15 protein-coding genes and 2 riboswitches are annotated in these 14,415 nt (G+C 43.7%); of the genes, 12 read left to right on the top strand and 3 right to left on the bottom strand.

Features of this window, described 5'->3' with window-relative positions; genetic code table 11:
* Positions 1–368: 368 nt before the first annotated feature.
* Complete coding sequence (locus D4T97_RS06680; RefSeq protein ID WP_126048951.1) at positions 369–689, bottom strand: PepSY domain-containing protein; 321 nt, start codon at positions 687–689, stop codon at positions 369–371.
* A gap of 411 nt (positions 690–1,100) precedes the next feature.
* Between D4T97_RS06680 and D4T97_RS06675 the strand changes: the two genes are divergently transcribed.
* On the top strand, positions 1,101–2,165 hold the full coding sequence (locus D4T97_RS06675) for a M42 family metallopeptidase (RefSeq protein ID WP_126048949.1): 1,065 nt from the start codon (positions 1,101–1,103) through the stop codon (positions 2,163–2,165).
* A gap of 15 nt (positions 2,166–2,180) precedes the next feature.
* The gene (locus D4T97_RS06670; protein WP_126048947.1) at positions 2,181–2,708 is read left to right on the top strand and encodes a DUF84 family protein; all 528 of its coding nucleotides are present in this window, start codon (positions 2,181–2,183) and stop codon (positions 2,706–2,708) included.
* 162 nt (positions 2,709–2,870) lie between these two features.
* On the opposite strand, the gene D4T97_RS06665 is transcribed toward D4T97_RS06670, so the two are convergent.
* Entirely contained in the window at positions 2,871–3,311 is a 441-nt protein-coding gene (locus D4T97_RS06665) for a YtoQ family protein (protein ID WP_126048945.1), read from the bottom strand.
* Between the two features lie 215 nt (positions 3,312–3,526).
* A riboswitch (TPP riboswitch) is annotated at positions 3,527–3,625 on the top strand.
* Positions 3,626–4,146: 521 nt separating this feature from the next.
* Between D4T97_RS06665 and D4T97_RS06660 the strand changes: the two genes are divergently transcribed.
* The 10 genes from D4T97_RS06660 to D4T97_RS06615 all read left to right on the top strand — a co-directional run bounded on the left by D4T97_RS06660 (position 4,147) and on the right by D4T97_RS06615 (position 13,583).
* Positions 4,147–4,923 (top strand): ABC transporter ATP-binding protein, encoded by a 777-nt coding sequence (locus D4T97_RS06660; protein ID WP_206435540.1) that lies wholly within the window; start codon positions 4,147–4,149, stop codon positions 4,921–4,923.
* The gene (locus D4T97_RS06655) at positions 4,920–5,672 is read left to right on the top strand and encodes an ABC transporter permease (protein WP_206435539.1); all 753 of its coding nucleotides are present in this window, start codon (positions 4,920–4,922) and stop codon (positions 5,670–5,672) included. Before D4T97_RS06660 ends, D4T97_RS06655 begins: the two co-directional genes overlap by 4 nt.
* Positions 5,669–6,694, top strand: coding sequence for an ABC transporter substrate-binding protein (locus D4T97_RS06650; protein ID WP_126048940.1), 1,026 nt, complete (start codon positions 5,669–5,671; stop codon positions 6,692–6,694). Before D4T97_RS06655 ends, D4T97_RS06650 begins: the two co-directional genes overlap by 4 nt.
* 150 nt (positions 6,695–6,844) lie before the next feature.
* Positions 6,845–7,861 carry a PTS transporter subunit IIC gene (locus D4T97_RS06645; protein WP_126048938.1) on the top strand — a complete coding sequence of 339 codons (1,017 nt, stop codon included), beginning with the start codon at positions 6,845–6,847 and terminating at the stop codon, positions 7,859–7,861.
* A 1-nt stretch (position 7,862) separates the two neighbouring features.
* Entirely contained in the window at positions 7,863–8,180 is a 318-nt protein-coding gene (locus D4T97_RS06640; RefSeq protein WP_126048936.1) for a thioredoxin family protein, read from the top strand.
* Positions 8,181–8,505: 325 nt separating this feature from the next.
* Positions 8,506–8,598, top strand: a riboswitch (TPP riboswitch).
* Positions 8,599–8,671: 73 nt separating this feature from the next.
* Positions 8,672–9,949, top strand: a complete 1,278-nt coding sequence (locus tag D4T97_RS06635) for an acetylornithine deacetylase (protein WP_126048934.1) — start codon at positions 8,672–8,674, stop codon at positions 9,947–9,949.
* A 94-nt stretch (positions 9,950–10,043) separates the two neighbouring features.
* On the top strand, positions 10,044–10,865 hold the full coding sequence (locus tag D4T97_RS06630) for a DUF1444 domain-containing protein (RefSeq protein ID WP_126048932.1): 822 nt from the start codon (positions 10,044–10,046) through the stop codon (positions 10,863–10,865).
* Positions 10,866–11,474, top strand: coding sequence for a YtpR family tRNA-binding protein (gene ytpR / locus D4T97_RS06625; protein ID WP_126048930.1), 609 nt, complete (start codon positions 10,866–10,868; stop codon positions 11,472–11,474).
* Positions 11,475–11,639: 165 nt separating this feature from the next.
* Positions 11,640–12,059, top strand: coding sequence for a universal stress protein (locus D4T97_RS06620; RefSeq protein WP_126049195.1), 420 nt, complete (start codon positions 11,640–11,642; stop codon positions 12,057–12,059).
* 228 nt (positions 12,060–12,287) lie between these two features.
* Entirely contained in the window at positions 12,288–13,583 is a 1,296-nt protein-coding gene (locus D4T97_RS06615; protein ID WP_408021593.1) for an arsenic transporter, read from the top strand.
* A gap of 202 nt (positions 13,584–13,785) precedes the next feature.
* Here D4T97_RS06615 and D4T97_RS06610 read toward each other — a convergent pair whose 3' ends face one another.
* Positions 13,786–14,244 carry a DinB family protein gene (locus tag D4T97_RS06610; RefSeq protein WP_164525494.1) on the bottom strand — a complete coding sequence of 153 codons (459 nt, stop codon included), beginning with the start codon at positions 14,242–14,244 and terminating at the stop codon, positions 13,786–13,788.
* Between the last annotated feature and the right edge of the window lie 171 nt (positions 14,245–14,415).

Below are 14,415 nucleotides of genomic sequence, written 5' to 3'. Positions count from 1 at the left end.
AAATTCCATGATCGTGGATAACTTGTTAATCGGCTTATGCTACGTCCAGCTCCAGCGCCTATCGACTAGCAGACTTCGCGCCTCATGTGCTCCTGCGGCGGAGCTATTCGAGGAAGTATTGCTCACCTCGTCGCAAAGCGCAGGAAGCTTCTTAAAGAAGCAGCTTGCCTACGATAAGTCAACATCGGCTCCGACGGACAGGACGTCCTAGTGCCACCGAAGCCACAGGATGTGGCGGTCTGAGGCGGCCTGCGTCGCCGTGTTTCCTTTATCTCGTTGGAGTCACTCCAGTCTGTACGTCGATGAACAGGCGCTTGCGCTTTTGTTCTATGTAGCTGCATTTTTAGCAGCTTACTATTTTGTACCGATTAAGCGTATGTTATAGGGTATACATCAATAACAGTGCCTGTGTTGGCATCTGCAAGAAACTCATATTGCTTTGTTTCTCCGTCTTCATTAGTAGTGATGCCGCCTCTGTAAACTTGTGTTTTTACAGCATGTTTTTCATAGTTTTCAGGTCTGAATTTAATCCAAGAGCCCTCAATGCTGCCGGAATCTTTAAATGCCTCTTTAACAGTTTGAAGTACTTTTTCACCAGATGCCATAGAGTTTTTCTTTAATGCTTCACTCGCATAATAGCCGGCAATGACACCAGCGCCTGCGCCGAGTAAAAAGTTTTTCCAATTCAAAACGAGCACCTCCAAAGTCAAATCATCCCTTCTAGTATAGCGCATATTAAGAGGCAGTTCGAATAATAAATGCTACCAAATTATGAAAGATGAATTGTTGGTAAAACATATAAAAGATGAATAAAATGGAAACAACATACCAAAGCGCAAGCACCTGTTTATCGACGTACAGATTGAACCGCCTTGCCGCAGGGGCACCAGAGGCGCGGGCCGCCTCAAGCGTCACATCCTCAACGTTATTCCTTTGTGCAATGTAACGCTGTCAATTCGCTTGCACTAGCAACTCCCTGTGCGTCGGTGGAGCTGAGATGTCCTGTCCGTCGAAGCTTGACAACACATAATGTAATAAAAAAATATTTGCAAATAGGCATTATTAACTTCTTAAATTATGAAAATAAAGGGGTAATTTCATTGGAAAAAGAAACGTTGGATCTGTTTCAAACTCTGACAGAACTTCCTGGTACATCTGGCTTCGAGCATCAAGTACGCGGTTTTATGCGTGAAGAGCTTCAAAAGTATTCAGATGAAATCATCCAGGACCGCCTTGGCAGTATTTTTGGCGTAAAGCATGGCCAGGGACCGAAGGTCATGGCTGCCGGCCATATGGATGAAGTGGGTTTCATGGTAACACAAATTACCAAGAACGGTATGCTGCGCTTTCAAACTTTGGGTGGCTGGTGGAATCAGGTCATGCTTGCCCAGCGTGTGCAAGTGATCACAGAAAATGGCCCGGTTATGGGAGTAATCGGATCTATACCACCCCACCTTCTTAGCCCTGAGCAAAGAAAGAAACCGATGGAAGTAAAAAACATGCTGATTGACATAGGAGCTGACGATCTGGAGGATGCGAAGAAAATTGGTATCAAACCAGGGCAGCAAGTTGTTCCGGTATGTCCATTTACGCCGCTCGCCAATCCAAAAAAAATCATGGCAAAAGCATGGGATAACCGTTACGGCTGCGGACTGGCGATTGAACTCTTGAAGGAACTGCAACACGAGAAACTTCCAAACATACTCTATTCAGGTGCGACCGTACAGGAAGAAGTCGGCTTGAGAGGCGCGGCTTCAGCAGCAAATATGATTCAGCCTGATATCTTTTATGCTTTGGATGCCAGCCCGGCAAACGATATGTCCGGCGATAAAAAGGAATTTGGACAATTGGGCAAGGGTGTTCTTTTAAGAATTTTCGACCGTTCCATCGTTACACTGAAAGGAATGAGGGAGTTTGTTCTTGATACGGCCGAATCCAATGACATTCCATATCAATATTTCGTTTCTATGGGAGGAACTGATGCCGGCAGGGTACATATTTCCAATGAAGGGGTACCAAGTGCAGTTATTGGGATCTGCTCCCGCTACATTCATACACATGCTTCCATTGTGCATGTCGACGATTATGCCGCAGCCAAAGAGTTGCTTGTCAAACTGGTCAAAACGACAGATCAGGCGACAGTGGACTCCATTCGAAACAAATAACAAGGAGTTTTACTAATGATCATTGCTTTAGGCTCTAAGAATAAAGCGAAACTCAAAGCTGTTGAAGACACAATCGAGGATTTGGGAATGAAAGCTTCATTTATTTCGATAGAATCACCTTCCGGGGTTAGTAGCCAACCATTTTCTGATGAGGAGACAATGGAAGGGGCGGCCAACAGAGCAAATTTTTGTTTGCAGCAAATGAATGAGGCTGAAATTGCCATAGGACTGGAAGGCGGTGTGATTGAAACTCCATTTGGTCTTTTCCTGTGCAATTGGGGGGCTTTAGCTGAAAGAGGGAAAGAAACATTGTTTGCTGGTGGAGCCCGAATCAAACTTCCTGAGGAAATAGCCGAGCGCCTGCGGGCAGGTGAAGAGCTTGGCCCTGTCATGGATGATTACAGTGAGAGCCAGGGAATCAACCACAAGGAAGGGGCTATAGGGGTTTTTACTCATGGTCTGGTCGACCGTGCAACGATGTTCAGCCATATTGTAAAACTTCTCATCGGGCAATATGAAAAGCGTAAAGGCAGTTCCAGTTAATTGGAACTGCCTTTTATGTATCTTCTTGCAATTGTTCAGCTTCAACTAGTGCAGACGAAGCAACATAGGGCGTCGCTTCATGAGTCTGCTGACAGGAGGTCCCAGTATTGCAGGAGTAGCTTAAAGTGATACAAGGAGTCGCTGTTACTCCTGCGCTTTTTCTTATTCAAAAATGTAGGCCAATGCCTTCATAGCTTGGTTGACTGTTTCGACCGTCGCATTTGCTTTTCTTGAGAGTTCTTTTAACGGATGATGAAGTTCCTTGGGGCGGATCAAAATGAGCGGCTTGCCATGTGCAAGAGCAGCACTGGCATCCATTGCCGTGTTCCATTGTTTGTACTTTTCGCCAAATAATGCAATGACCAAATCTGATTTTTGCATCAACACCTGAGTACGCAAATTGTTGAAGCTTGATGCGGCTGCGTCCCTGAATATGGCATCCGGCTGCTCACCAAGAATTTCCTCGCCGATGGCGTCCGAACGGTCGTGATTCTCCATTGGACCTACAAAATCGACCGGAAGCTGGAGAGTTTGGGCTTTCTCTTTAATTTCCTCCCGCCAACTGCTGTGAATTTCCCCGGCCAGGTAAACAGTTAATCTCATCAAAACCCCTCCTAAATTAGTTCATCAACTGTTATCTTATCATGAAAGTTCAGAATAATCCTGTGTGGGCTCCATTACTGAAAGAATGTTCGAATCAGTTTGATAAATATTATTAATTTGATTTTCCTTGATTTATAGGTTATAAGTATAGGTGTACGGAAAAACCTTGATTTATAGGTTATAAGTATAGGTGTACGGAAAAACTTAATAGTATTGAGAAACGCTAGGGGTGCCAAAAGCTGAGAGAGGATGAATCCTCAACCCTTGAACCTGATCTGGATAATGCCAGCGCAGGGAAGTGGTTGTTTGCGATTGTTGTATTATCGCTTACGTTATTTTAAGATGCAGAGCCACTTCTATTTGGAAGCGGCTCTTTTTTGTGCAGTTAAAATACTGAAGTTGTAAATAACATCTAACTCATTATGCTACGTCTACGTCTAGCTCCGGCGGGCAGGAGGTTCTAGTGCCACCAACGGACAGAAAGTGCTAGTGCAAGCGAAGCGACTGGACGAGGAATGTTTCGACAGCGTTACATCGCATGAGGGAAAAACGTCAGCTTTTTCGAGGATGTGGCGCTTGAGGCCGCCAGAGCCTAGCCGCTCGAGGTCACATGCTGCTTCCCTGTGGTTGAAGCTTATTCGAAGGAGATTTGCTCACCTCGTCGCATAGCTGCACGAAGCATATTTAAGCAGGTTACTCATGATGCCTTCAAGCTAGCTGCTTGGCTGCTGAACTGCCTCCTCGCTAAGCAGGCGCTTGCGCTTTTATTCAGAAATGGCGCCTTGGCTTCTCGCAGGAAGGGTTGGGATCATGAGATTTTAAGCAAGTGAAGGGGATGGAGATGAAAGAAAGCCTTGTATTTCAAGATGTGACATTCGCCTATGGTGCAAATGCCGGAAAAAACGCTTCAGTATTGAAAAAGCTGAATTTTGCAATCAAAGCAGGTGAGTTTGTGAGTGTGATCGGTCCCAGCGGTTCGGGAAAAAGCACTCTTTTCCGCCTGATTTCGGGTTTGGAAACCCAAGATGAAGGCCGGATTCTGATGAACGGCGAGGTCGTGCATAACCGCCTTGGCCGGATTGGCTACATGTCGCAAAAAGACGGGTTGCTGCCATGGTTGACTGTAATGGAAAATGCGGCATTGCCTCTCAGCTTAAAAGGTATCAATGGAAAAGATGTGAACGAAGATATTGCTGAAAAATTAGAGGCGTTCGGGCTAAAAGGCTATGAAAATCGATATCCGCACGAACTTTCGGGTGGGATGCGCCAGCGTGTCTCGTTTTTAAGAGCGTTGTTAAGCGGATCTGATCTTTTGCTTCTGGATGAACCATTCAGTGCACTTGATGCCGTGACAAAAACAATCATGCAGGAATGGCTGCTTGAACAATGGGAAGAAACGAGAAAAACGATTCTTTTTATTACTCATGATGTAGAAGAAGCCCTGTTTTTGTCTGATCGGGTCCTTATTTTTAGCGAGTGCCCAGTAGAGCATTTGGAAGAAGTTGCGGTGCCCCTTGATAGACCGAGGACTCTATCAGATTTAAAGAATCCGGAATTCACTTCTTTAAAAGAAAATCTTCTGCTTGATTTAAGAAAAATGGTGACCATATGAATTTTTTGAAAAGGTACGGATTATCGTTATTGCTTGTTTTTATTATCCTTTTCGGGTGGGAAATTGGAGCCCGACAATACGGCAAGCCATTCATCATACCGTCACCTGTTGGTGTATTGGTCAGGCTTTGGGAATTGCGGGATGTTCTACTGTTGAATCACTTGCCAGCGACATTGGCGGTGATTATCGTTGGATTGTTACTATCGCTAGTATTCGGTGTCTGCCTGTCTATTTGGATGCATGACAGTGACATCGTTCGAAAGGCATTTTTTCCGATTGTTATTGCCTCGCAAACGATACCGGTGATTGCACTGGCTCCCATTTTCGTGCTCTGGTTTGGATATTCGATCTGGGGCAAGGTTGTTGTCACGGTTTTGATCACTTTTTTTCCAATTACGGTAAATACGTTCGATGGTTTGAGATCTGCTGATCCTCATTTAAAAGAAGTGCTGCAGACGATGGGGGCTTCAAAGCGGCAAATATTTTTCAAGGTTGAATTGCCGTCTGCCTTGCCGCATTTTTATTCGGGGTTGAAGGTTGCGGTTACCCTAAGCGTCATTGGCGCGGCCATCGGGGAATGGTTGGGGGCAGATTCCGGTCTAGGCTATTTCAGTCGGAGAATGATGACTCAATTTGATGGAGCAGGCGTGTTTGCGCCGATTGTCCTGTTGTCTCTATTGGGTATTATTTTATTTATTTTAGTAGGTTTGCTTGAAAAAATGACGATGAAATGGAGAAACGAAAATTGAAGAAAAAATTGCTCATATTTATGATATTGATTTCGTGTCTTTTTCTTACAGCTTGCGGAGGAAATCAGGAAGAAGCTACTGCCAATGAAAAAAAAGGAAATGATAAAAGCAAAGAACTTCAGGACTTTGACATCATGCTTGATTGGTATCCGAATGCTGTACATAGTTACTTGTATACTGCTGTAGAGAAAGGCTATTTTGAAGATGAAGGCTTGAATGTGAATATTCGCTTCCCTGCCAATACGACGGACCCGCTCAACCTGGCCGCTACGGGGGACATTGAGCTTGGTATCAGTTATCAACCGGATATCATTGCGGCAAGAGCAGAAGGTGTACCTGTAAAAGCAGTGGCGGCTATCGTTAGAAATCCGTTGAACCATATCATCTTCTCAAAAGATAGCGATATTCAGCGTCCGAAAGATCTTGAAGGCAAAACAGTCGGCTGGCCTGGTATCCCGGTCAATGAACCGCTTGTACAAACGATTGTGGAGTATGATGGCGGTGATTACAGCAAGGTGAAAATGACAGATATCGGCTTTGAAATCAATTCTGCAATTGCAACAAATCGCGTGGATGCCGTAAGTGGAGCTTATATTAACCATGAGGTACCGGTCCTTGCGTCCGAAGGTATTGAAACAAGAAACTTTAATCCAGTTGACTACGGCGTTCCAAGTTTCTATGAATTGCTCTTTGTCACAAGCGATGATACGTGGAACGAAAAAGAAGATGAAATCCGTGCATTCTGGCGTGCTGCATCTAAAGGTTATGAGTTTATGAGGGATAATCCCGATGATGCTTTGAAGATTTTACTAAGCAACCAAGACGATGAGAACTTCCCATTGAATGAAGAAGTTGAAAAGGAAAGTTTGGACATACTGCTTCCGCGTATGGAAGCAGAGGGTGAAGCATTCGGGAGCCAGAAAGATGAATTATGGGAAGAAGTGGTTCAGTGGCTTGTGGATACAAAATATATTAAAGATGGGCCAAGCCGGGATGACTTGTTTGTAAATATTGTTGAATGATTCATGAACACCTCCATCAAAAGATGGGGGTGTTTTACTTACAGCCGCATTATAATATTTGAAATACCCAATAATATTAAAAGTGATAGACAAAACTTACAGTTGTCTTTACACTAGTAAGGGTGTGAAAAAATTACTGGGGGATTTCAAATGAAAAAGTTTTTGGACCGCAAAGGAGTTCATATCACTGCTAAAGCTTATCTCATAGATGCATTAAGCTACATGGCGCTCGGACTATTTTCATCATTGATTATCGGCTTGATTATAAAAACAGCCGGGCAGCAGCTTGACTGGCCATTCCTTGTGGAAATGGGCGAAATGGCGATGGGTCTGATGGGACCCGCGATTGGAGTGGCGATTGCTTATGGGCTTGGGGCGCCTCCACTCGTCATTTTCGCAGCTGCTGCAACAGGTGCAGCGGGTGCGGCTTTTGGAGGGCCGGCAGGAAGTTATGTGGCTGCCTTGATTTCGACGGAAATCGGAAAAATGGTCAGCAAAGAAACAAAAGTCGATATTATTGTTACTCCATTTGTAACCATTTTTATAGGGTTCACCGTGGCAAAATTTGTTGGTGCACCCATATCAAAATTTATGACGGTATTCGGCAGCTGGATCATGTGGGCGACGGACCAGCGTCCGATCGTCATGGGAATTGTAGTAGCGACTTTGATGGGACTAGCACTGACGGCCCCCATTTCTAGTGCGGCGATTGCCATGATGCTTGATTTAAATGGCTTGGCTGCAGGCGTTGCGACTATAGGCTGCAGTGCTCAGATGATCGGATTTGCCGTCGCAAGCTATAGGGAAAATAAGATCGGCGGATTGCTGGCCATTGGCCTGGGAACTTCCATGCTGCAAGTTCCGAACATCATCCGCTATCCGCTTATATTGATTCCACCGACCGTTGCAGGGATCATATTGGCTCCATTTGGAGCAACGATATGGAGGATGACGAGCAATGCTGCAGGCGCCGGGATGGGAACAAGCGGATTTGTCGGCCAAATTATGACCTTTACGACAATGGGTTTTTCAGCAAGTGTCTTAATCCAAGTCATTGTACTCCATTTTATCGGACCTGCTGTGATAAGCTTAATCATATCGGAATATATGAGAAAGCGCGGCTGGATCAAGCCGGGCCAAATGCTCATCAACACTGGAGGTAAATAAGATGGAGAAATTACAGTCAAAAGAACAGTTTGAACAAATGAAGAACGAGGAGCGGACAATCTTTATGTTTTCCGCAGACTGGTGTCCGGACTGCACGGTCTTGGAACCTGTGCTTCCGCGGTTAGAGGCGGATTATCCGGAATACAATTTTTTGCATGTAGATCGTGATGAATTCCTTGACCTATGCCAGGAACTCGATATTTTCGGTATCCCAAGCTTCATCGCTTACCATGACGGAGAAGAAGCCGGAAGATTCGTCAGTAAAGACCGTAAGACACTTGAGGAAATTGAAGATTTTATTAACGGACTTTCAAGCTAACATGTTAAAAAGAATGGAGAAAATACGGCTCCATTCTTTTTTTGTACCAACCTCCGTCATATTGATTAAACATTCAAATAAATAAACTTTGATAGAGTGTGGTAAAATTGTGCTGAATGCCTACTGAATTTTGCCGGAAGGCAATAGTAAAGAGCGGGCACCCAAAAAAGGAGTCTGCGCAAATTGGACATGTGGGAGAAGGACTAAAAAAGGATAGCTGAGAAGGAAGAGTTAGCCGTTAAACTATTGAAAGAAAATTTGTCCGATAAACGAGTTTTACAACTGACTGAATTATGCTTGGATGATGTCATTAAAAATATATAATTATTTCTGCTGGGGGAGCCGGTTACGGCTGAGAATTAGACCCTTTGAACCTGATCTGGATGATACCAGCGTAGGGAAGCAGGCTGTCGTTAATATTTTCGGTAAACAGCCGTTTCTCTTATCCAGGGAAGCGGCTTTTTTATTATTACTTAGGGAGTGTGGAAACGATGATAGAAATACGGAACGATATTTTGACAGCAGTGGACGAACGCAAAGGAGAATTACTACAGATTCTTGAAGATTTGATTTTATTTCCGACAGTAAGTCCGCCGGCCAGGAATACAACGGAAGCACAAAGGTACATAGAACAATTTTTAAAAGATGAGAAATTTAAAACCGAAAGCTGGGATGTTTACCCTAATGACCCCAATGTGGTCGGAGTTAAAAAGGGGACCGACAGCAATGAATACAAAAGCTTGATCATTAACGGACATATAGATGTCGCCGAAGTTGGTGATGATAGCGAATGGACGGTTCCTGTTTTTGATATGGAAGTAATAGACGGCTTTGCCTATGGACGCGGCACAGCAGATATGAAAGGAGCGATGGCGGCAGCACTTTTTGCCATTAAACTGTTAAATGAACATGGTGTTGAATTAAAAGGTGATTTGCAGTTTCAATCCGTCATCGGTGAGGAAGTAGGGGAAGCGGGGACGTTATCCTGTATTGAAAAAGGTTATGATGCGGATTTTGCACTTGTCATGGATGTAAGTAATTCGGAGATTCATGGACAAGGTGGTGTGATCACCGGTTGGATTACGGTGAAAAGCAAAGAAGTTTTCCATGACGCCATGCGATTGAACATGATACATGCCGGAGGAGGTGTGCATGGTGCGAGTGCGATTGAGAAAATGATGAAGATCATTGCCGCTTTGCTAGAGCTGGAACGTCACTGGGCGGTGACAAAGCAATATCCGGGCTTCCCGGCGGGTGCGAATACGATTAATCCTGCAGTCATCGAAGGGGGAAGGCACGCGGCATTTGTGGCAGATGAGTGCAGGCTTTGGGTCACTGTCCATTATTATCCGAATGAGACTTATGAAGAGGTCATTGCTGAGATAGAGGAGCATTTGCATCATGCGGCCATGGCAGACCCTTGGTTAAAAGAAAATCCTCCGGAATTCCGGTGGGGTGGAAAGTCCATGATTGAAGACAGAGGAGAAATTTTTCCGGCACTTGAACTGAACGATAGACATGAAGCTGTTCAGACGCTAAAAAAGTCTCACGAACAGATATGGAATACATCTGCAAAACTAGGCATGTCCAAGACAGTGACAGATGGAGGATGGTTTGGTCAGGCGGGCATCCCTGCAGCGATATATGGGCCAGGTACAGTGGAAGAAGCCCATACCGTAGACGAAAAGATCAATATTGATGAGCTTGTAAAATTTACAAAAACACTCCTAGTATTCATTGAAAAGTGGTGCAATACGAAAAAAGATTGAACGTTGCTGACGGAGAATATGCCTCTTCCTTTCGGCAAATAGAGTTTTCATGTAATATAATGAGTAGCCCATATTGCCAAGGGAGGTTGATTTCATGAAGATGAATGAACGGAAAATGAGGCAAGAGCTGGAGAGCCGGCTTCAGAATGATGACCGGACTTTTACATATGACCGTGAAAAAGAAAACTTGCGTATTGAAAATACAACCACTGGAAAAGGGATTGACATCGCTTTGCCGGGAATTGTAGCGAAATGGCATGTGAAAAAGGAAAAAGCTATCGAAGAAGTGGTTTATTATGTCGAAGAAGCGTTGGATGTCATGGGACGGGAGCAGACCGTCACAGGAAGCGAGAAAAAAATTTATCCTGTGATTCGTTCGACTTCTTTTCCAGTTGAATCGGAGGATGGTAATAAATTTTTGACGGATGACCACACGGCGGAAACAAGGATTTTTTATGCGCTTGATCTTGGAAAGACATACCGGCTAATCGATGAAAAATTGATCGAAAAGGAAGGCCTCGATCCAAAGGAAATCCGGGAAGTCGCACGATTTAATGTGAGGTCACTTTCTACGGCCATGAAAAAAGATACGGTTGCGGACAACGATTTTTATTTCTTAAATACAAATGATGGGTACGATGCAAGCCGTATTTTAAATGAAAAATTCCTTGAAGAAAAATTCGGGCAGATCAAGGGTGACATGGCCGTAGCAGTTCCCCATCAGGACGTGCTGATTATTGCAGATATCCGCAACAAAACCGGCTATGATATATTAGCCCAGATGACCATGAGCTTTTTTACAAATGGGCTAGTGCCGATTACGGCGCTTTCGTTTATTTATGAAGGAGAAAAGCTTGAACCGATTTTTATTTTAGGAAAGAATCCAAGGGTGGATGACGGAAAGGGGAAATCGTAAGTGAATATATTTTACAATCGTGAAGGCATAGGTGATACATTGATTATCTCCTTGGCTGAATTTGATGAAAAAAACCGATCATTTGAAAAAAAGGGTGATGCGGTGCGCATTTTTGATAAAAAATCGAATGTGACCGGCGGATTCAACCTTTTTAACGCGTCCAATTATGTCGCTATCGAGGAAAATGGACAAGTTGAGTTGAGTGAAGGCCTTGTTGAAAAAATAAATGAAGCTTTTGCTAAAAACGGATTTGACGAGCAGGTGGAAGCAGACTTTTCTCCAAAGTTTGTTGTCGGGTTTGTAAAGGAGAAAGAAAATCATCCCAATGCTGACAAGCTGAGCATATGCCAAGTTGATGTAGGAACCGAAGAATTGCAAATCGTGTGCGGCGCACCGAATGTAGAAGCAGGACAGAAAGTCGTTGTCGCCAAAGTTGGAGCTGTTATGCCAAGCGGCATGCTGATCAAAGATGCAGAGCTAAGAGGTGTGGCTTCAAGCGGCATGATCTGTTCGGCGAAAGAGCTTGGATTGCCGAATGCACCTGAGAAAAAAGGCATCCTTGTTTTGGAAGATCAAAAATATGAAGCGGGGCAACCATTCCCATTGTAAAATAAACGGTAAATATAAAACTTATCCGAAAGGGTAAGTTTTTATTTTTACTGTCAACTTTTTACAGATTATGTTATTATGTGTAGCGTTAAAACAAATAGATAAAATAATAGATTGAGGGAAGAGAGTGCAGGGGGATTTCTAACAAGAAGGCAGGGAAGAGGAATGTACAATCGATTGTTATTAGCCGCCGATGGATCAAAAAACTCGATTCGGGCTGCGGAAGAGGCAGCAAAACTTGCCCGATTATCGGAAGGTACAACCGTCGAAATCATTTATGTAATGGACTATTCAAAGTCCAAGGGTGAAGTTTTACAAAGCCGGGATGGAGAAATATTAGAAGCTGAACGTAGAAAGCAATTGCTTCCGGTTGAGGATATATTTGTTAAAGGAGAAATTCCCTATAAATTAACGATGCTCCAGGGAGATCCTGGTCCAGCGATTGTAGAATACGCCAATAAAAGTACATGTGATATGGTGATCATTGGCAGCAGAGGCTTAAACACCCTCCAGGAAATGGTGCTCGGAAGCGTCAGCCACAAAGTGGCAAAAAGGGTTGACAGTCCGGTTTTGATAGTTAAATAGAGTGTGCGAAAAACTGATTTCCCGATAAGGGAAATCAGTTTTTTTCGCTCCAACTCTCTTATAACCGCTCCAACTCTCTTATAACCGCTCCAACTCTCTTATAACCGCTCCAACTCTCTTATAACAAGTTTCGGTGATTGAAACGAAAAATAACAGCAATGTTTAACAGAGCCTTTCTTTAAAAAACGCTATAATAGAAATATCTTTCAAATGGAGCGTGGCCGGTTGATGTCTGTGTTTTTAGCGGTGTTTATTTTTATTCTCACATTAACTTTTGTAATCTGGCAGCCAAAGGGGTTATCCATTGGATGGTCGGCGTGTGGCGGGGCGTTGCTCGCACTTCTTGCTGGAGTTGTTTCACTTAGTGATGTTGCTGATGTGACTGGTATTGTTTGGAATGCAACGCTTACATTTGTTGCTCTGATCATTATCAGCCTGATTTTGGATGAGCTCGGATTTTTTGAGTGGGCCGCTTTGCATATGGCCCGATTTGCTAACGGGAGCGGCTTGAAAATGTTTCTGCTTGTAACTATTTTGGGTGCAATTGTATCGGCTTTGTTTGCAAATGATGGTGCCGCATTAATATTGACACCCATTGTACTTTCGATGGTCAGGTCCCTGGATTTTCGAGAAAAAATGATACTTCCATTCGTGATGGCATCAGGCTTCATAGCGGATACTACTTCACTCCCTTTTACGATAAGTAATCTTACAAATATTATTTCAGCTGATTTTTTCGGAATTGGCTTTGCAGAATACGCATCGCGCATGATTGTACCAAATATATTCAGCCTTGGAGCAAGCATCTTCGTTCTGTACATGTATTTTCGCAAGAGCATTCCAACTGCTTATAAAATTAGTCGGCTTAAAAAGCCAGTGGATGCCATTCGTGATTTGCGCCTGTTCCGTATATCGTGGGGGATGCTGGCAATCTTACTTCTCGGCTACTTTGGAAGTGAAATAATTCAAATTCCCGTTTCTTTCATCGCCGGAGCAGTGGCCCTCCTGTTTTTAATCATTGCCAAAGGTAGCCCTGCGATTCATACAAGAGCTGTGATCAAAGGGGCACCGTGGGCGATTGTATTTTTTTCCATTGGCATGTATGTAGTTGTTTACGGTTTGAAGAATGTGGGGTTGACAAGCTTATTATCAAAAATAATACAACTCACGGCTGACCAAGGGCTTTTTGCAGCCACGGTCGGGACTGGCCTCATAGCGGCTATTTTATCCTCTGTCATGAACAATTTGCCTACTGTAATGATTGATGCGCTTGCCATAGCAGAAACGAATACGGCGGGGATTATGAGAGAAGGGCTAATTTATGCAAATGTGATCGGAACGGATTTAGGGCCGAAAATCACTCCAATCGGTTCACTGGCTACATTATTGTGGCTGCATGTGTTGAAGGGGAAGGGCGTACATATCTCCTGGGGTTACTACTTTAAGGTAGGCATCATCTTGACACTGCCAACGCTGATGATTACTCTAGCCGGCTTGTATTTTTGGCTTATCCTTATTTATTAATATAATAAATGAAAAGGTCTATTGCCAAAACAGTTAATTTCTGTCGTTATGAACATCAACATCTTCAGAACAATGTTTGGGGCGGTGGATGCCGGATATTGTTCTTCAGGAAGTAAATTGGAAAAGCTAGAGTGTCAGAAGATAAATGTTAAGGAAGGACTGCATAAATGTGTTAAAAAAGCCGGGTAGAACCCGGCAAGTGCTATTTGCTAGTGTTATTTAATGCTTTGATGATTCCGCAATGAATTCCTTCATGATAAAGAATGAAATTCACTAGGGAGTCCACCGTATTCATGTTGTAAGAGCCGATGACAAAGGCTTCGGAAGCCGGGTTCGAAAGTTTTCCGGAAAAGTGTTCAGGAATCCGGTCTCTCTGTTCTTCCAATGCTAAAATAATGTCCTGGATGGCTGGAGGATCGGTTTCCCAATCTGATGGTCTGGTGCCCGGTGCAAAAAAAGTGGCCCATTCCGGACGTTTGACAACATAATCACGGTCAGCTTTATTCATTAGGAACTCCGCAGCTATGTACAAATGACCGGCATTCCAGCGGACTGTGTTGGGGTGGCCCTTTGGTTGAACGTCCAAATTCTCTTCGTTTACTTCGGAAAGTGCATTCAAGGTTAAGCGGCGAAAAAGTCGAAACTGTTTCAATGAATCCAAATGAATCACTCCTCAGTTTGTCATACCCCCAGTTTACCAGAAAATGTAGACGAGAGGAGCGAAATTCTGATTGCTTTGAAATAATTATAATATGCAAATGGCATTGCTTCGTATGCTGAAAAAGAGTGGATACATCACCTTACCAAGCATCAAGAATGTAAAAGAGAAGCA

This window comes from Siminovitchia acidinfaciens, from assembly GCF_003605385.1.
GTDB lineage: Bacteria > Bacillota > Bacilli > Bacillales > Bacillaceae_C > Siminovitchia > Siminovitchia acidinfaciens.
Note: the sequence above shows the minus strand (reverse complement) of the source record. Positions and strands in the feature narration are given on the sequence as shown.